Origin of the sequence: uncultured Draconibacterium sp. (genome assembly GCF_913060805.1) — a bacterium.
Taxonomy (GTDB): Bacteria; Bacteroidota; Bacteroidia; order Bacteroidales; family Prolixibacteraceae; genus Draconibacterium.
Genome location: NZ_CAJXTC010000059.1, coordinates 1 through 18705, shown reverse-complemented (window position 1 = coordinate 18705; position 18705 = coordinate 1). Strand labels below are relative to the sequence as shown.

At 41.5% G+C, this 18705-nt stretch carries 14 protein-coding genes; 8 read left to right on the top strand and 6 right to left on the bottom strand.

Annotated elements, in window-relative coordinates; translation table 11 throughout:
• Positions 1 to 221: 221 nt before the first annotated feature.
• The gene (locus tag QZ576_RS21670) at positions 222 to 929 is read right to left on the bottom strand and encodes a response regulator transcription factor (RefSeq protein ID WP_297101502.1); all 708 of its coding nucleotides are present in this window, start codon (positions 927 to 929) and stop codon (positions 222 to 224) included.
• Between the two features lie 3 nt (positions 930 to 932).
• On the bottom strand, positions 933 to 2198 hold the full coding sequence (locus QZ576_RS21665; protein ID WP_297101500.1) for a sensor histidine kinase KdpD: 1266 nt from the start codon (positions 2196 to 2198) through the stop codon (positions 933 to 935).
• 157 nt (positions 2199 to 2355) lie between these two features.
• Here QZ576_RS21665 and QZ576_RS21660 point away from each other — a divergent pair, with 157 nt between their 5' ends.
• The 4 genes from QZ576_RS21660 to QZ576_RS21645 all read left to right on the top strand — a co-directional run bounded on the left by QZ576_RS21660 (position 2356) and on the right by QZ576_RS21645 (position 8270).
• Positions 2356 to 3453 (top strand): DUF1573 domain-containing protein, encoded by a 1098-nt coding sequence (locus QZ576_RS21660; protein WP_297101497.1) that lies wholly within the window; start codon positions 2356 to 2358, stop codon positions 3451 to 3453.
• A gap of 93 nt (positions 3454 to 3546) precedes the next feature.
• Entirely contained in the window at positions 3547 to 4659 is a 1113-nt protein-coding gene (gene meaB / locus QZ576_RS21655) for a methylmalonyl Co-A mutase-associated GTPase MeaB (RefSeq protein WP_297101495.1), read from the top strand.
• A gap of 210 nt (positions 4660 to 4869) precedes the next feature.
• Positions 4870 to 6261 (top strand): dihydrolipoyl dehydrogenase, encoded by a 1392-nt coding sequence (lpdA, locus tag QZ576_RS21650; RefSeq protein WP_297101493.1) that lies wholly within the window; start codon positions 4870 to 4872, stop codon positions 6259 to 6261.
• A gap of 341 nt (positions 6262 to 6602) precedes the next feature.
• Positions 6603 to 8270, top strand: coding sequence for a hypothetical protein (locus QZ576_RS21645; RefSeq protein ID WP_297101490.1), 1668 nt, complete (start codon positions 6603 to 6605; stop codon positions 8268 to 8270).
• Between the two features lie 173 nt (positions 8271 to 8443).
• Here QZ576_RS21645 and QZ576_RS21640 read toward each other — a convergent pair whose 3' ends face one another.
• Positions 8444 to 8980 carry a hypothetical protein gene (locus tag QZ576_RS21640; RefSeq protein WP_297101488.1) on the bottom strand — a complete coding sequence of 179 codons (537 nt, stop codon included), beginning with the start codon at positions 8978 to 8980 and terminating at the stop codon, positions 8444 to 8446.
• A gap of 129 nt (positions 8981 to 9109) precedes the next feature.
• Complete coding sequence (locus QZ576_RS21635; protein ID WP_297101485.1) at positions 9110 to 9763, bottom strand: NigD-like N-terminal domain-containing protein; 654 nt, start codon at positions 9761 to 9763, stop codon at positions 9110 to 9112.
• 662 nt (positions 9764 to 10425) lie between these two features.
• On the opposite strand from QZ576_RS21635, the gene QZ576_RS21630 reads away from it, so the two are divergent.
• On the top strand, positions 10426 to 10989 hold the full coding sequence (locus QZ576_RS21630; RefSeq protein ID WP_297101484.1) for a sigma-70 family RNA polymerase sigma factor: 564 nt from the start codon (positions 10426 to 10428) through the stop codon (positions 10987 to 10989).
• Complete coding sequence (locus QZ576_RS21625; RefSeq protein WP_297101482.1) at positions 10986 to 12419, top strand: hypothetical protein; 1434 nt, start codon at positions 10986 to 10988, stop codon at positions 12417 to 12419. The genes QZ576_RS21630 and QZ576_RS21625 overlap by 4 nt, the downstream gene beginning before the upstream one ends.
• 16 nt (positions 12420 to 12435) lie before the next feature.
• Here the strand turns inward: QZ576_RS21625 and QZ576_RS21620 are convergent, their stop codons facing one another.
• Positions 12436 to 13431, bottom strand: a complete 996-nt coding sequence (locus QZ576_RS21620; protein ID WP_297101480.1) for a DUF4421 family protein — start codon at positions 13429 to 13431, stop codon at positions 12436 to 12438.
• 298 nt (positions 13432 to 13729) lie between these two features.
• On the opposite strand from QZ576_RS21620, the gene pta reads away from it, so the two are divergent.
• Both pta and QZ576_RS21610 read left to right on the top strand, forming a co-directional pair.
• Positions 13730 to 15823, top strand: a complete 2094-nt coding sequence (gene pta, locus QZ576_RS21615; protein WP_297101478.1) for a phosphate acetyltransferase — start codon at positions 13730 to 13732, stop codon at positions 15821 to 15823.
• Between the two features lie 88 nt (positions 15824 to 15911).
• Complete coding sequence (locus QZ576_RS21610; protein WP_297101476.1) at positions 15912 to 17108, top strand: acetate/propionate family kinase; 1197 nt, start codon at positions 15912 to 15914, stop codon at positions 17106 to 17108.
• 76 nt (positions 17109 to 17184) lie between these two features.
• On the opposite strand, the gene QZ576_RS21605 is transcribed toward QZ576_RS21610, so the two are convergent.
• Positions 17185 to 18705 (bottom strand): ATP-binding protein (locus tag QZ576_RS21605; protein WP_297101474.1); only part of this gene is annotated, 1521 nt, incomplete at its 5' end.

The following is an 18705-nucleotide window of genomic DNA, read 5'->3' as shown; positions in this document are numbered from 1 at the left end:
AGAATTTTCGGACTGCAAAAATAGTGCTTTTTTTAATTCTTCCAAAAAGTTAAACACTTTTTTCTGTAAAAATACACTTTGTGTGTTTATTTCTATGAATCAGTGTTTTATCTGCGCAAAGAAAAGCATTTTTTTCAACCGACCGTGTTCTCATACAATAAATATGTAATGAATGCTTTTAAATGCAGGCATGACGCTTTGTACAGCCGTTTGCCGAATTTCTATTTCTCCTTTTTTACCGAGAAGCGGAACCCAATTCCGTGCAGGTTGATGATTTTAACCGAAGCATCGGCTTTAAAATATTTCCGCAGGCGCGAAATAAAAACATCGAGACTGCGGCCCAGAAAATAATCATCAGATCCCCAAACGTTCTCCAGAATTTCGTTGCGGCTAAGTACTTTGTTGGCATTTTGTGCAAAATAACGAATCAGTTCAGCTTCTTTCAGCGTCAGGTTTCGTGCTTCTCCATTCATCGTTAGCGAGAGGTCGTCGAAATGAAAATCGAACTTTCCGATTTTAAGAACGCTCGACGATTCACTGTCGATTGGCTGCGACTGGCTGCGTTTTAAAAATATCTTGATCTTTAATAGCAACTCCTCCATACTAAATGGTTTTGGTATGTAATCGTCGCCGCCAATGGTGAGCCCGGTAATTTTATCTTCGGTCATGCTGCGGGCCGTTAAAAAGATAATCGGAACCTGGTCGTTGGTTTTACGTATGGTTTCGGCTACTTTAAAACCATCTATTTTCGGAAGCATCACATCGAGAACAATCAGATCGAAGCTGTTTTGCCCGAAAAGCTCGAGTGCAATTTCGCCGTCGGCTGCTACTTCAACGTCGTAGCCGTGCTCCACTAAATTGTCTTTTACTATAAAACGAAGCGCTTCGTCGTCTTCAACCAATAATATTTTAAATGAATTGCTTTCCATAATTTATTTCGGAATGGTGAGGCTAAAAATACTTCCCCCTTTTGGGTTATCGTTTACTTTTATTTTCCAATTATGCGTTTTTACAATTTTGTATACATAGTCGAGTCCGAGACCAAAACCTTTTACGTTGTGTACATTTCCGGTAGGAACTCGGTAGAACTTTTTAAAAATCCGCTTCCGGTGTTCGCGCGGAATGCCAATACCGTTGTCGATAAAATTAAGCTCGTAACCGTTGGGCTTTTGCAAAAGTTCAATCTCAATCGTTGGCGTTTTGTCGCAATATTTTGCAGCATTTTCGAGAATATTCGATACCAGGTTGGCAAAATGAAATCGATCGGCCAAAATGGTGCAATCGCCAATTTTGGTTTTTATTTTAACTTTTGCGTTTTGCCCGGCTTTCGATTCCCGAAAACGATCACTCGCGTCTTGTAAGAACTCGATAAGATTTACTTTCTCCAGGTTTAGCAGGATCCGGCTTTTCTCGATCGACGCTAAGTTAAGCACTTTTTCAACATTCTTCGATAGCCGTGTTGTTTGATCCTGTATTATATGCGTGTAATTAAAAAGGCGGTCGGGCGATTTTAGAATTTTTTCGTCGTTAATAACGTTTGCCGCCAGTGCTATCGACGAGATAGGTGTTTTTAACTCGTGCGTAAGGTTGTTAATGAAGTTTTTCTGGATTTCGGATAATTGCCTTTGGCGAATGATCACCCAAAGCGTGTAGCCAAAGAAAAAGATTACCAGCACTAACAATGCCGTTAAGAAATACCAGACTGAAAGCTGGTTTAAAAAATAAGGCGACCGGTCGGGAAAATGAATGCCAAAATAATTGGTGTATTCCTCGTTTAGCGGAAACTCAAAATCCGACGGTTCCTCGTTTTCGTCGATGTGAACAAGCGTGGTTTCGTCCATTTGTTCCTGCGTGGGACTGTATATCGAAAACTCGTAATCGAAATAAATATCGTGTCGTTTTAGCTGGGTGGTAAGGTTTTGCTTCAAAAGATCTTTGTCGATTGCGACGCCAACATTCACTAAATAAGTGTTGTTCGAAATCACTTCAACCGGTGTAATACTATCGAAAGTTTCGGTGGTTCCGGTTGCCAGCATTACCTGCCAGGCAACTTCTTTTAAAGCCACGCTTGCACTTTCCTGAAATTGCGTTTCCGAAAGATTATACGAGCTGCGGATAAAAGCAAACTGCACCAAAAATACGCCAACTATCGACACAGTTGCCAGCATAATAATGTATTTAAGTGCTTTTCCTTTCATTGATTTTTATTCAAAGCTAAACTATATATTTTTTTATTTGCCTGTTTGAGTTAACAACTCATTAACAAATTATTGAATTCAGTTAACAGCGAAACCCGCCAAGCATCTATACATTTGCTTATATAATACGAGAAAGAACAAATTTAATTAATAAATTATGAAACGCATTTTACAACTATTAGCAGTTTTCGCACTGGTGGTTGCTTTTAATTCAGCAATGGGCCAGGGCCAACCAAAAATTGTATTTGAAGAACAAGCTCACGATTTTGGTTCGTTTAAAGAATCAGACGGTGTGCAAAAAACAACTTTCACATTTACCAACAAAGGAGAATCGCCATTAGTATTATCTAATGTTCGTGCATCTTGTGGTTGTACAACTCCAAAATGGACTCGTGAGCCAGTTGCTCCGGGCGAAAGCGGAAGTATCGATGTAAGCTACAACCCTAAAAACCGTCCGGGTTCATTCAACAAATCGGTAACAGTTAGCTCAAATGCCGAGAACCGTACTGTTGTTTTAAGAATTAACGGACAAGTTGAGCCACGCGAAAAAACACTGGCAGAGAAATATCCAAGAAAAATTGGTGAGCTTAGAGTAAAATCTAACTACTTGTCGTTCGCAAAAATTACAAAAGGCGAAAAAGTAACTAAAGAACTGGAATTGGTAAACGATACTGACAAGCCAATTGAAGTTGGTTTCCGTACCGTGCCAAAACACCTTACTGCTAAAGTTGAGCCGGAATCAATTCCTGCAAACGGAACCGGTAAATTGATTGTAACCTACGATTCGGATGCTGCCGATACTTACGGATTTGCATCGCACCGTATTTACTTGTCGTTAGACGGAAGCAACAACTACAAAAACTCAGTGGGTGTAAGTGCTACAATCGAAGAAGATTTCTCGCACCTTTCAGCTGAAGAGTTAGCGAATGCTCCAGTGGCTAATTTTACAGAAAAATCATTCGATTTTGGTGAAATGAACCAAGGCGACAAAAAAGAACATACTTTTTCTTTAACCAATAATGGTAAAAGCGATTTGATCATTAGAAGAGTTCGTTCATCGTGCGGATGTACTGCTGTTGCTCCATCGAAAAGTGTGATTGCAGCAGGTGAAACAGCACCTATTAAAGTTACTTTCGACTCGCGCGGAAAACGTGGCCGTCAGAGTAAATCGATCACTGTTATTACCAACGATCCAAAAACACCAACATCAACACTGCGCATTTCAAGCCAGATTGTTGTTCCTAATGCAGGCTAAGTTTATTTAAAGTCAATATTTCAGAAGGTGTTGCAGGTGAAACTTGCAGCACCTTCTTTTTTGCTGTACTTTTGAACGATAAATTTTATTCGGATGTCAGAAAAGGATAATCACCATATAGAAAACGACCCGCAATACAAAGGGTTAATTGTAAATGCAGGAATTGAAAAACCGGATATGGTTAACAACGATTCGGTTCAGCGTTTTTTGAAAAAGAAGCGGAAATTGTTGTCGGTTGACGAGTATGTCGACGGGATTTTAAAGGGCGATATCACCCTTTTAAGTAAAGCTGTTACTTTGGTCGAGAGCTCGAAAACCGAACATCAGCAACTGGCTCAGCAAATTATACAAAAGTGTTTGCCACATAGCGGAAATTCGGTTCGTATTGGAATAACCGGAGTGCCCGGAGTTGGTAAAAGTACTTTTATTGAAGCGCTTGGAAAATACCTTACTAATAAAGGCGAAAAGCTAGCCGTGTTGGCCATCGACCCGAGCAGTGAGCGCACCAAAGGAAGTATTTTGGGTGACAAAACGCGCATGGAAGAATTAGCCAGCGACAACAACGCCTACATTCGTCCCAGTCCGTCGGCAGGATCGTTAGGTGGCGTTGCACGAAAAACCCGCGAAACTATTATTTTATGCGAAGCTGCGGGCTACAAAAACATTTTTATTGAAACCGTTGGGGTGGGGCAAAGCGAAACCGCTGTTCACTCCATGACCGATTTTTTCCTGCTGTTAATGCTGGCCGGTGCGGGCGACGAACTTCAGGGAATTAAACGCGGAATTATGGAAATGGCCGATCTGATTACCATTAACAAAGCCGATGGTAACAACATTGAAAAAGCAGAAATGGCCAAAGTACAATATCGAAATGCAATTCATCTTTTTCCGGCCAAAGATTCGGGCTGGGCAGCTAATGTGCTTACTTGTTCTGCGTACAACAAAACCGGAATTGATGCCATTTGGGAGCAAATTGAAAAATACCGCAAACAAACGGTCGACAACGGGTATTTTCATCGAAAGCGAAACGAACAAGCTACTTATTGGATGTATGAAACCATTGATGAGCAACTGAAACGGAATTTTTACGATCATCCTGAAATTAAGGAAAAACTGAAATTGCTCGAAAATTATGTGCTTTCCGATCAGATGAGTTCGTTTGTTGCTGCTGCCGAATTATTGAATACATATTCAAAACTAAAATAAGCGAGACTGTTTATTTCATTAAATAAATAGTAACTGAATCAAAGCAGGCAAAAAATAGAGATTCTCTATCGTTTTGCCTGCTTTGTTTTATGAGATCATTCATGTGGTTTACACTTTTAAATCCATCTTAAAAGAAGTAAATTTGTTAGAACCTTTCTTTATGTGAGGTGTTACTTACATAAATCAAATATCAATAAATTTCAAAATACAATGAATTACGATGTAATAGTGATAGGTAGCGGACCAGGTGGATATGTAACAGCAATTCGTGCGTCGCAGCTCGGACTAAAAGTTGCAGTGGTTGAAAAAGAAAACCTGGGCGGAATTTGTTTAAACTGGGGATGTATTCCTACAAAGTCGTTGCTGAAAAGTGCACAGGCTTTTGAGTATGCTACCCACGCTGCCGATTATGGTGTAGCCATTGAAGGAGAAGTGAAACCCGATTTTGGTGCAATGGTAAAACGCAGTCGCGATGTAGCCAGCGGAATGAGTAACGGGATTCAGTTCTTGTTTAAGAAAAATAAAGTGGAATCGATTTTTGGCTGGGGAAAATTAGCCGGGAAAAATACCGTTGAAGTAACCGACGACGAAGGCAAAAAATCGTCGTACACAGCTAAACACATTATTCTGGCAACAGGTGCCCGCTCGCGCGAATTACCAAACCTGCCACAAGACGGTGAAAAAATTATCGGTTACCGCAAAGCACTTACGCTCGATAAGCAGCCTGAAAGTATGGTTGTGGTTGGATCGGGTGCTATTGGTAGCGAGTTTGCCTATTTCTACCACACCATCGGAACCAAAGTAACGCTGGTTGAATTTATGCCAACATTGGTGCCGAACGAAGATGCGGACGTAGCTAAACAGCTGGAGCGCAATTTCAAAAAATCGAAAATGAAAGTGATGACCGGTTCGTCGGTTGAGAGCGTGGATACTTCGGGCGATAAGTGCAAAGTAACCATTAAAACCAAAAAAGGCGAAGAAGTGGTTGAAGCCGACATTGTTCTTTCGGCAGTTGGTATTGCACCGAATACCGAAAATATTGGTTTGGAAGAACTGGGTGTTGAAACTGAAAATGGTCGAGTTAAAGTTGACGAATACTATAAAACGAATGTTGAAGGCATTTACGCTATTGGCGACATTGTTGCCGGACCGGCATTGGCACACGTAGCATCGGCGGAAGGAATTACCTGTATTGAAAAAATTGCAGGACTCAATCCGGAACCGATCGATTACGGAAACATCCCGGGATGTACTTACACCAGCCCCGAAGTTTCGTCGGTTGGATTAACCGAAGCAAAAGCAAAAGAAGCGGGTTACGAAATTAAAGTGGGTAAATTCCCTTATTCGGCCAGTGGAAAAGCAAGTGCTGCCGGACAAAAAGATGGCTTTGTTAAATTGATTTTCGATGCGAAGTATGGCGAGTTACTTGGTGCACATATGATCGGCGGTAATGTTACCGAAATGATTGCCGAAATGGTTGTTGCCAAGAAACTGGAGATTACCGGACACGAGTTGATCAAGACCATTCACCCGCACCCAACAATGAGCGAGGCTGTTATGGAAGCTGCCGCCGCTGCATACGACGAGGTGATACATATTTAGAAAATAGAATATCATATAAATAAAAGAGCCCGAGGTATTTAACTTCGGGTTTTTTGTGTTTTGGTATTCGAATAAATGACGTTTATGTTCGAAAATATCATAAAAAGCTGAAAATCAATCAGGAAGTTTTTGTATTTAAGAATAAGTTTTAAATTTGCCGCTCAGGCATCAACTACAGTAACCGTAAATTTCTCGGAATACTATTGTTAAATAAAGGGAAAAATTCTTAAATATAAATTTGACATAAATGAAACGACCATGACTGGGATTAGCCATTTTAGGGGTGAATTGCGTTCAGGGAAGTTGCATCTTATGCTTTAATGAATAACAATTTTAATAAGATGAAAAAACTGACATTGATGGTGGCATTTTCGATGCTGCTTCAGCTTGCTTTTGCAGGAGGTTTATTAACTAACTACAACCAAAGTGCGCAATATATTCGTATGTTGTCGCGAAATGCAGCATTGGAAATTGATGCTGTTTTCTACAACCCGGCAGGACTGGTAAAAATGGAAGATGGCTGGCATTTTGCTTTCTACAGCCAAACTATTTTTCAAACCCGCGATATCGATACTCAGTTTCCTACATTAAATTCAGGACATTACGAAGGTGAAACTACAATTCCGGTATTTCCAGATGTATATGCCGTATACAAAAAAAATAACTGGGCTTATTCGTTAGGAATTGGTCCTGTTGGCGGCGGTGGAACTGCCAAATTTCCGTCAGGAATTCCAACGCTTGAAATACCGTTTTCGCTTATCCCCGGCCAATTGGCTGCTTTAGGCCAGATTGATCCTTCACTGGCAGTAACCGGTTACGACCTGGATATGTCTTTGGAAGCATCTTCAACTTTTTGGGGAATCCAACTTGGTGCTTCATACGCTGTAAACGATCAGTTTTCGTTTTATGGTGGTTTGCGTTTAATGCCTTCAACAAATAAATACGACGGTGCAATTCGTAATATTCAACTTCAAGCCGGAGGTCAAATGGTTAACGCTGCAACATGGTTAACTGGTGCATCTGGTCAGGTTGATGGACTTGCCGGACAGGCAAGCGCCGGTGCCGAAATTATGTACGGAACTGCGAATACTATGCAACCGGTTATTGATGCAGGTTACGGAACAGCAACGCTGGCCGACCTGGAAGCCGGTGGTGTAATTGATGCTGCTACACGTGCTCAGGTTGAAGGTGGTTTACAGTTGATCGGTTTGCCACAAGAGCAAATTGATGCGATGAATGTATTGCAGGTGCAAGGAACATATTCGGCTGCGGGAGATGAGTTGACAGCTACTTCAACATTGCTGTCAGGAACTGCACAAACTCTTGCGGGAACTGCTTCACAATTGGGCGATAAAGAAGTAAAAACCAAACAAAAAGGAATGGGTTTTACTCCGATTATTGGATTTAACTACTCGCCAAACGACGACTGGACATTGGCGTTAAAATATGAGTTCGAAACCAAGTTGACTTTAGAAAACGAAACTGACGTTGACGACATGGGATTATTCCCTGACGGTGCTGAATCGTCGAATGATATTCCTGCAATTTTAGCTGCGGGTGTTGGTTATCGCGGCTTGGATTGGTTAGAAGCACAAGTTTCTTTCAACATGTATTTCGATAAAGGTGTTGATTACGGTAACAACATTCGTTACGCAACTTTGGGCCAGCAGGTACATCGCGATATTGAAAGTAACTATACCGAGTTATCGCTTGGTTTGCAGTTTAACGTAAGCGATAATTTTGCTTTTAGTGTTGGTGGAATGCGCTCGGAAAATGGTGTATCGCCAGAATACCAGAGCGACTTCAGCTACAGCAACTCATCGTATACATTAGGCGGTGGAATTATGTGGAAGATCACCGATAAACTAACTTTCGATGCAGGTATTATTAATACATTTTACGAAGATGACACTGTAACTTTCACTCATGCAGGTATTGGAAGCTATGACGAGACTTATGCAAAAACTACCATAAGTATGGCTGCCGGTATTTCATACAGCATTTTTTAAACCAATAACAATATAACGCAAAAGCGGGGGGCATTTTTTGTTCCCCGTTTTTTTATGCCTAAGAGTTTGATTGTTGGATTATAGTTGGTTCAGGAATTCATATAAAAAAACAATCCGATCCGAGTTGCAAAAACAATACGGATCGGATCTTCAACCAATACAAAAAATAATTATTAAATGGCTTCGGCTTCAATGTGGCAATCGAAGTCCATGTTTACAATAAAGCTCATTGGTGCCGTATTCGTGGTTCCCGAAACGGTAACCTCAATTTCTTTTGTCGAGTTAAGAATGGAAACAGCTTGCATCAGAACAGCACTGTCAATATCGGGGCTTTGAACGTTGTTCGCTGCCGATATATCTGTTAGTGTTACCAAAGTTCCTGCACCTGTTACCGAAATGTCGATCGTGTTGATTACTTCGTCAGCACCCAGGTTGCTGATAGCGATTTCCACGTCGTTAATAGCAATCGATTTTAACTTATTTAAATAATCCGATACCTCTTCAATGTCGCTTAACCTTGTGGTTTGCGATTGGGAAAACGAAAATTCAGCCTGGGCCGATTTGTTTAACCGGGCAGTTGTTCCAACTACTGCAACCGGGATGTCCATCGATAGCGTTGTATCGAACTCAATGGTGTTAATTTCATCAATTTTGTCGCACGAGAATAAAAGCGTCGAAATGAGCAACAAAAGTAAAAATGTGTTTTTCATGTGATCTTGTGTTAATTTATTAAAGCTGCAATATACGGTCTAATGTAATCCGAGTCAAGAAAAAATAAAGGGCCGGTTTAACAACCAACCCTTCGGAGAACTAACTAAGCAGCAAAATTAGTGGAATACCTAATCTAGCTGAAATATTTTGTTGTATACTTCGTCGCCGATAAGTTTGGCGGTAAGTACAAATTCGGTTTTTCCTTCGGCTTTTAAATCCGACAGATCGAAACGGAACTCGCGGGTAAACCAGGCTTCGCACAAATCTCCGTTGGCATTGTGCCTGATCTCAAAGTTAGGAACCGTTGAGCTGCTGGCTGTCCACGGATGCATGCGCGCCAAATCGATGGTGTGATCCTGGCAACCTCCGCTGTACGATAGTTTAAAGTACAGGCAGTCGCCATCCATGTAGGCTTCGTGCAAATGAACTGGATCGCGGGCCAAACTATCGTAATTCTCAAAATAAAGATCGACATACGGCGAGCATGATAATTCTTCGGCATAAGTTACTTCGCAGGGTACTCCCTGGTCGCAGCTTATGTAAACATTATCCAGCTCGGTGTAAGTAATTAGCACGCGTTGACCCTGCGAAAAAGTAAAATCATCGGGGTAGTACAAGGGCTGAACTTTATTGCCGTTATCCAACTCGATTATGAAACCACAGTCGCCGGCACCGGCATAATCAATTACGGTACCTTTTGCATCAAACGATATCGAATCATCGTCCTGACAACCGGTAAATACAATAAGAAATACAGAAAGTATTGCGACTAATTGTTTCATGGCTTTTTTCTAATTTTATGTACAACGCAGGTTATTTGCGTTTATTTCGCTCTATTCTTCACTTTCAGGATTTTTAACAGTTCCCATAAAAAGTAAAGGTTTTAACAAATTTACAACCGATAGATGCAATTAGCCAAGTTAAGGTTGCGTAACAAATGTTAAATCAGTGAGACTCTAATTTCAGAATCCGTCAGCAGACGGAGAACTGAAATTATACAGTCGAACTGATCCCGGTGCGTAGCCATCGGGAGACCTGGTTTACTCTTCATTGGGTAGTTCATTGCCGTTTTTCTTGTCGACGCGTGTAGAGCGGCATTCTGATAGCTTTTTTATTACTCGACAGCTTTCGGGATAAAAATTGACCGCTAATTTTCATTCCGACGGCCGTCGAGATGAAATTCAATGATTTTTTTTCTTGTCGACGTGTGTCGGGGAGCATTTTTATGATTTTTTTCGTCCATTCCGCCTAGTGCGAAAATAAATAGCAACAAAATTATTGGCTTGCATAAAGATTTTCCAATCCAACGCAACCTTTTCAACAAAGCACACATCTAACCAATGATTTTAGCTAGAGAGAACCGACTGTTAAAGCAGACGCCGGAAAGAAAGATGAAAGCCAATTCGTTTTTATCAGTACTTTTGGGTGTTATTTGCGAAAGATTTTGGAAGACCTGAAAAAAATAATAAACGATTGTGCTTCGGGGAAAAAACGTGCACAGGAACAATTGTACCAACTATTTGCGCCAAAAATGTTTGGGGTTTGTTTGCGCTATGCCAAAGATAGCACCGAAGCCGAAGATAACCTGCAAGACGGGTTTATAAAGGTGTTTCAGAATATTGGTCGGTTTAGGCACGAAGGTTCTTTGGAAGGGTGGATTAGGAGGATAATGGTAAATGTTTCGTTGGAGAAATTCAGGAAACAGCATATTCTGCATCCGGTGGAGGATGTAAGTATTTACGAGGGGCAAAATGTTTCGGATGATATTCTGGCCGCAATTTCGGCAAAAGAACTGATTGCAGTGATACAGGAATTACCACCTCGTTACCGAATGGTTTTTAACCTTTTTGTAATTGAAGGCCTGAACCATCAGGAAATTAGTGAAGAGATGAAAATTACCGTGGGCACATCAAAATCGAACCTGGCACGCGCCAGAGAAATTTTGAAACGCCGGGTAAAAGAACTTTATGGAGATATTGAGAAAACAAATAATTATACAGCCGGATGAGTAAGAAACTAAATATTGACGATTCGATCAGGGAAAAGCTTGATGGTTTTTCGGCTGCGCCACCGTCGCATGTTTGGGATAATATTCAGTCGCAACTCGACGGGCAGCGGAAAAAGCGCCGCATGGCTTATATCGGATGGATATCGGCAGCCGCAGTTGTTGTGCTGGCTTTTATTGCCGGATGGTACTTCAGCGGAAAAAGCATTGTTGAAGAGCCGGTGATGGTTCAACAGCAAACTACACCTGAAAGCAATCAGGAACCTGCCGTTTCGAAACCGGATAAAGGTATTGAAATAGAAGTTGATCAACTGGCCGGAGCGCAAGAATTAAATAGTACCGAAACAACTACAAACAATACAATTGTAGAAGATAAACTGCTAGCGGAAGTTGAACTTGCAACGGAGCAAAATAAGTCTGAATCAGATGCACTTGTTGCAAGCCGTTCTGATGAAAATTACAGTTTATTAGAACGTATTGAGGCGATATTCACTACCAAACAGTCGGACGTTTCTTTAGCCGAAAAGAGCAATGAAACTCAGGTTGAAGAAAATTTTGCAGCCGATGAAATGCTGATCGCTGCCAACCTGCAGAGTTTAAACGAACAGAACCAGCAGGAGCACGGTTGGATTATCGGAGCACAGATTTCTCCGGGGTATTCGTCGCACTCGGCAAGCCACGACGATACTTACGAGCGAAATATGACCTACAACAGCGATAATGGCGGAAGTAATGTCGGTGGCGGAATTTCGGTGCAGTACAAAACCAGCAAACGCCTGCGTGTTGAAAGTGGAATTTATTATGCAAAAGACGGGCAAAAAGCCGATAACTCGTTTAACTTGTTTTCATCCAGAAACGACAACGATATGCTTTATGCGCCGGCACCGGGCGGATCGTACGACGGAACGGAACTTGGTTTTTCGAATGTGGTTCAAACCGGAAGCAGCGGTGGTGGAATTGCCATGAACAGCACGGCCGGTGTAATTGAAATGGAATCGGCACCGCGAGGTACCAATATTTCGGCCAACCTTGAGAACACGAACAATGTTTCGGCACAAAGGCTGTATTCTGATGGTGAGTTCTCGCAGGTATTCGAATTTGTGGAAGTACCATTGTATTTGCGCTACAGCGTACTCGACAAGAAAGTGGGAGTGGAACTGCTTGGTGGAATTAACGCCGGGTTTGTAATTGGCAACAATGCTTACCTCGATAATAACTCCGGCGTGCAAAACATTGGTAGCACTGCCGATATTTCAACGCTTAATTTTTCGGGAACGCTGGGTGTAGGAGTAAATTACGCCTTGGGTAAACACTTCTCGTTTGCGCTGGAGCCACGCCTGAATTATTACCTTAATTCGATAAACTCGAATCCCGATGTTAATTATCGTCCGTACAGGATTGGTGTTTACACCGGAGTTTATTACGAGTTTTAATCCCGATTTCCACAAATTAATTAAAGATGCTACTCAGGAATTTTGGCGCATCAAAACAATAGCCGGCATAAAGCTGAAACTGAAAGTTCTCGTTTAATGTAGGCGTTGTTTTTTGTTGCTTGTAGCCTTCGATGTTTCCTGTAAGTTGTATTCCCGCAAAAAAGCGGTCGGCATTATAACCTGCAGCAAGCATTGTTTTTGCTCTAAAAATAGCGTAGTTAGTTTTTGTTTCAGCGCTGCTGGTGTAATAGCGTGTTAGCAGTTTGGTGTGAATTATACCTCCGCCGGTTGCAGCACCTCCCGATACAAACAGGCTCTTGTTTATCACCCATGTGTAGAAATAACCCAACTGAAGGCTGCACGAAAGATTATTAGTCTTTTGCGAGGTGTTATTGGGGCCCAGTTCCGTTTTGTTGTCAATAATATAATACCTGTAAACAATGCTGGGGACAAAACTTCCTGCACTTTTTAGTTGCCGTTCGGTTTGTGTTTCGATGGCTGAAAACGAGAAGTTCGGATTCATTTTATAGGCGGTGTACCCGGAAATCCGGGTGTAATTTAAATCGGGTAATTTAAAGTAGTCGGCATCATTCCTTCCACTTTGCAAAAGGTTCGAGCTGTTGTGCAAATAAAAGCCTTTTATTTTGGTGTATTCCAGGTGTTGTGTCCAGTGAGGAAGATTTACATTGGTTCCCATCCAGAATATTTTCGACTGCCCTTTTTGCGCGTCATCATCGTTTCCTGGAATAAATTTCGGGCTGTATCCAACTCCAAATAACAAAGCCCGGTAACTTAAAATCAGGTTGGTTTTTAACGAGGTGTTTGGTTTAATGGTATACTGCTGATCTTGCTGGTAAATCTGAAAAAATTCGGTGTTGTTGGTTAACGATAGTTTTACAGCCAATTGCTGGTTGTGCTTTTCAATAAACGCATCTTTCTCCCTTGCTTCCGTTTGGGCATAACAATTTAAAAAGACCAAAAAGGAGAAGAGAATCGTGGCGATTAGTTTCATGAATGAAAAATAATCATTTAACTGAAGTTTAGAAAACTTTCCTTCCGGGATGGAAGGTTTTGTTCGGCTATTATTCAAAAACACAATCGTTGACAATATGATGATTGTCAGGTGCTAATTTCAACGAAATGTGAAATTTTGCTTAGTTAACAGTTAATTAAGACGGATGCTGAATGACAAGAAAATTTCTTTTATACTTTTGCCAACTATTCAACGCAACCTGAACGATTCATCAAATAACCCATGGTGTTCGTTACACAAGATTATTATTAATATACGGAGTTTTTAAATTTTTCGAATGAAAACTGGAATTTATATCACAAACACCGAAAGCAACACAGGAAGATCGCTTGTAACGCTGGGTGTTTTAAAAGTATTACTTTCAAAAGTAACTAAGGTCGGCTATTTCCGGCCGATCATTAACGATTATCCAAAGGGAGAGCACGATAATCATATCGAAACCATGATATCGTATTTTAACCTCGATATGGAGTACAAAGACGCTTATGGCTTTACCATGTCGCAGGTAGTTAAGTACAAAAACATGGGGCAGGAAGCGCGTCTTATCGATCAGATTATCGATCGTTACAAACAGCTAAAAGAGAAGTTCGATGTGGTTGTAGTTGAAGGTTCGGATTTCGACAATAAGGGCGTTACTTTTGAACTCGATCTGAATATTGAATTTGCTAAAAACCTCTCGATCCCTACTATTTTGGTTAGCTCGGCTAAAGATAAAAATATGGGTAGTGCCATTGCCAATCTTGATACGGCCATTAAATCATTTGCTGAAAGAGATGTGGTTGTGCAGTCGGTTGTAATGAACCGTGTTGAAGCCGGAAATTGCGAAATGATGCGTGAAGAATTGAGCAAGGTTGTACCTGCTGATACTTCGATCGAGATCATTCCTGAAATTAAAAAACTGGGCAGCCCAACTATTAAAGAAATTAACGACGAATTGGGCGGTACCGTGCTGTTGGGCGAAAACCTGTTGTGCAAACAGGCCGACCGTTACGATGTTGGAGCAATGCAGCTGCGCAACTACCTCGACAGGGTAGAGGAGAACAGTCTGATCATTACTCCGGGCGACCGCTCTGATATTATTTTAGCAGCTCTGCAAGCCAATGCATCGGCGAATTACCCAAGCATTGCCGGTATTGTTGTTACCGGAGGTATTGCACCGGAGCCACAGATTGTACGCCTTATTGAAGGTTTGCCAAATATTGTTCCTATTATTTTGGTTGACGATGTAACGTTTATTGCAGCCAAAAAAATATCGGATGTAAAACCAAAATTGCACCCGGGCTTGCCACGTAAAATCGATTTAAGTATTTCAACTTTCGAAAAATATGTGGACACCGACTTCCTGATCGACAAATTCAGAAGTTTCAAAACCGATGTGGTTACACCGCATATGTTCCAGTATAACCTGGTTGCAAAAGCGAAATCGAAAAAACAACACATTGTTTTACCCGAAGGTACCGACCCTCGTATTTTGCAGGCTGCTTCAAGTCTGGTTGATCAGGGTGTAGTTGAAATTACTCTTTTGGGAAAACGCGATGAAATTATTACCAAAGCCACAGAAATAGGTGTTAAGATCAATGGTAACATTAAAATCATCGATCCTGTAGAATCAGAGTATTACGAAGATTACTGGAGAACTTACCACGAACTTCGTAAACACAAAAATATTCCTGAAGATATGGCACGCGATGCCCTGGCCGATGTTTCGTATTTCGGAACAATGATGGTTTACAAAGGACATGCCGATGGTATGGTTTCGGGTGCTGCACACACAACAGCACACACCATTATTCCGGCACTTCAGTTTGTAAAAACCAAACCGGGTGTAAAAACTGTTTCGTCGGTATTCTTTATGTGTTTGGATGACCACGTTTCGGTAATGGGCGATTGCGCAGTAAACGTTAGTCCAACTGATGAGCAACTGGCAGAGATTGCTATTACATCGGCCGATTCGGCAATTGCTTTCGGTATCGATCCGAAAGTAGCATTGTTGTCGTATTCATCGGGTACATCAGGTACCGGCGTTGAGGTTGATAAAGTTCGCTCAGCAACCGAAAAAGCTATTGCTGCACGTCCTGATCTGAAAATTGAAGGACCTATCCAGTACGATGCTGCAGTTGATCCGAGTGTAGGAAAAAGCAAAATGCCCGATTCGCAAGTTGCAGGTCAGGCCAACGTGCTTATTTTCCCCGATTTGAACACAGGAAACAACACATATAAAGCCATCCAGCGCGAAACCGGAGCTCTGGCAATTGGCCCAATGTTACAAGGATTAAACAAACCGGTTAACGACCTTAGTCGTGGTTGTACTGTCGACGATATTTTTAATACCGTTGTAATTACAGCCATTCAGGCTCAGGAAGGGTTTTAAAAGTAAATTCATACTTTTTACGGACGCAGGTTAACTGTCACGAGAATGGTTGATCTGTTACCAAAAACTTTAAACGATATATTTTAAAATGAATATTTTAGTAATTAATGCAGGTAGCTCGTCAATTAAGTATCAGTTGATTGATATGAACACCGAGTTGCCTTTGTCGAGTGGTATTGTAGAACGGATCGGTCTGGAGATGGGATTGATCAAACACAAAACATTCACCAATGGTTCGGAAGAAAAGACCGTTGAAGAATTCCCAATTCCAGATCACGGCGTTGGTTTGAAACGTGTTGCCGAATTGCTTATTGACGAAAAAGTTGGTGTTATCAGCGACCCTTCAGAGATTCAGGCTGTTGGTCACCGTTTGGTACACGGTGCCGAAACTTTCACTGAAACGGTAGAAATTACCGATGAGGTAAAAGCAAAAGTGAAAGAATTATTTCCTTTGGCGCCACTGCACAACCCGGCTAACCTGATCGGTGTTGAAGTGGCTGAAAAAGTATTCCCGAATGCCAAACAAGTTGGTGTATTCGATACTGCTTTTCACCAAAGTATTCCGGAAAAAGCATTCCGCTATGCACTTCCTGAGAAATTCTATACTGAGATGAGAATCCGTAAATACGGTTTCCACGGAACATCGCATAAATACATCACCGAAAAAGCCATCGAATACCTGGGAAATCCTGATGCAAAAATTGTAACCCTTCACTTGGGTAACGGTGCTTCAATGGCAGCTGTTAAAGCCGGAGTTTGCGTTGACACTACAATGGGTATGGGACCATTATCTGGTTTGATTATGGGAACCCGTTCAGGTGATATTGATCCGGCTATCATTTTCTATCTGGCAAATCAAAAAGGTTATTCTGTTGAAGAGATCTCTGATTTGTTGAATAAGGAAAGTGGAATGAAAGGACTGACAGGTCTTACTGATATGCGTGATATTGAAAAAGCCTACAGAGAAGGGGACAAAGATTCGAAATTGGCCCTTGAAATGTATGCCTACCGCGCAAAACAGTATGTTGGTAGTTATGCCTCGGCAATGAATGGTGTTGACGCTCTTGTATTTACTGCAGGTATTGGCGAGAACGATACGCATATTCGCGAAATGGTTTGCGAGGACATGGATTACCTTGGAATTACCTGGGACGCACAAAAGGATAAGAACCGTAATGACGGCATTCACGAAATTAACGTGGATGGCGCAAAAGTTAAAGTTCTTATTATTCCAACCAACGAAGAGTTGGAAATTGCAAAACAATCGTTAGCTCTTGTAAAATAGAGTAACAGAAGATACTATTTAAAAAAGGCGCGTCCGAAACCGGATGCGCCTTTTTATTTGCTTTGGTTTGCGGTTTTTAATTATTAAAAAGTTGTTCGATCGATTCGTAGAGCTTTGCTTTTAAAATTGGTTTGAGCACGAAATCGTTGCAGCCGGCTTCGGTTGCCCGCTTAATATCTTCGGGCTGTGCAAATGCCGATTGGGCAATTATATTCACCGATGTATTGAATCCCCGTATCATTTTTGTGGCTGTATAACCATCCATAACCGGCATTTTAATATCCATCAAAATCAGATTAATGTTGGGATTATTTCGGGCCATTTCAACGGCTTCCTTTCCATTGTTGGCTACCAGTATTTCCGATGCAATATCGCGAACCAGGAGTTTCAGCAGTTCAATCGAAATCGGGTCGTCCTCAGCAATCAATATTTTTAATTTATTCTCCGGTAACCCTCTGTCAATCAATTGTAAATCAGCAGGTGTACTTTGGTGCGAATTTGTGGTTGCCCGCAGCGGCAGCGAAACATAAACCGTAGTTCCTTTGCCAACCTCCGATTCAAGGCTGATGGTGCCGTTCAGCATTTCGGTGTACGATTTTGTAATGGACAGTCCCAGTCCCGATCCTTCAAAAACCCGCGAGTCTGCAATATCGGCCTGTACAAAGCGCTCGAAAATAGCTTTTTGTCTTTTCTGCGGAATTCCAACGCCGGTATCTTTCACAAAAAAGTTTATGTGACTGCTGTTGGTAGTGTAGCCAAATTCAATAGTTCCTGTTGAGGTGAATTTGTAGGCATTCTTTATCAGGTTCGTGAGAATTGAATTGAGTTTGTCGGGGTCGGTGTGTAGCAGCGTTACCGGATTGCCATTGTTTTCGTTTACTTTAAAAGTAATTTCTTTCTGCTTCATCGACTGCTCAAAGAAAATGTGCAGCTCATTTATCAGCGCCGGCAGGTTAATGTCCTGCATGTTTGCAATTACCAATCCCGATTCAATTTTTGAGATATCGATAATGTCGTTAATGGTATTGAGCATTCTTTCGCCACTGGTTTGAATTACCTCGATAAACTCTGTCCGCTGTTGGTTCGATAATTCCCGATCTTTCAGTAATTCGGTAAACCCTAAAATACCGTTCATCGGTGTTCGGATTTCGTGACTCATATTGGCCAGGAAAGAAGATTTTAGCTTGTCGCTTTGTTCTGCTTTTTCTTTGGCCCGTACCAGTTCTTGTTCAATTTTCTTTTGCTCGGTAATATCTCTGAATTCAGTAACACGAACCATTTTATTGTTGTACGGAATCATTTTACCCTCGATGCGCAGCGGGTAAGTTTGCCCGTTTTTTCGCAAGCCAACGGTTTCATAAGGTTTTGAATATTGTTCCTGAATATGTTTCTGAACCAGGTCGCGTTGCTCCTCAGCAATTAATAGCAAGCCATCCATTCCTTTCAGCTCTTCATACGAATATCCAGTAATTCGGCTTAATCCTTCGTTGCAATCCAGAATTATTCCTTTGTCGTGAATTGCTATTCCTCCAAACGAGGCATTGTGCAAGGCTTTAAAACGGGCCTCGTTGTGCTCTGCTTCTTCTTTGGCGCGCTG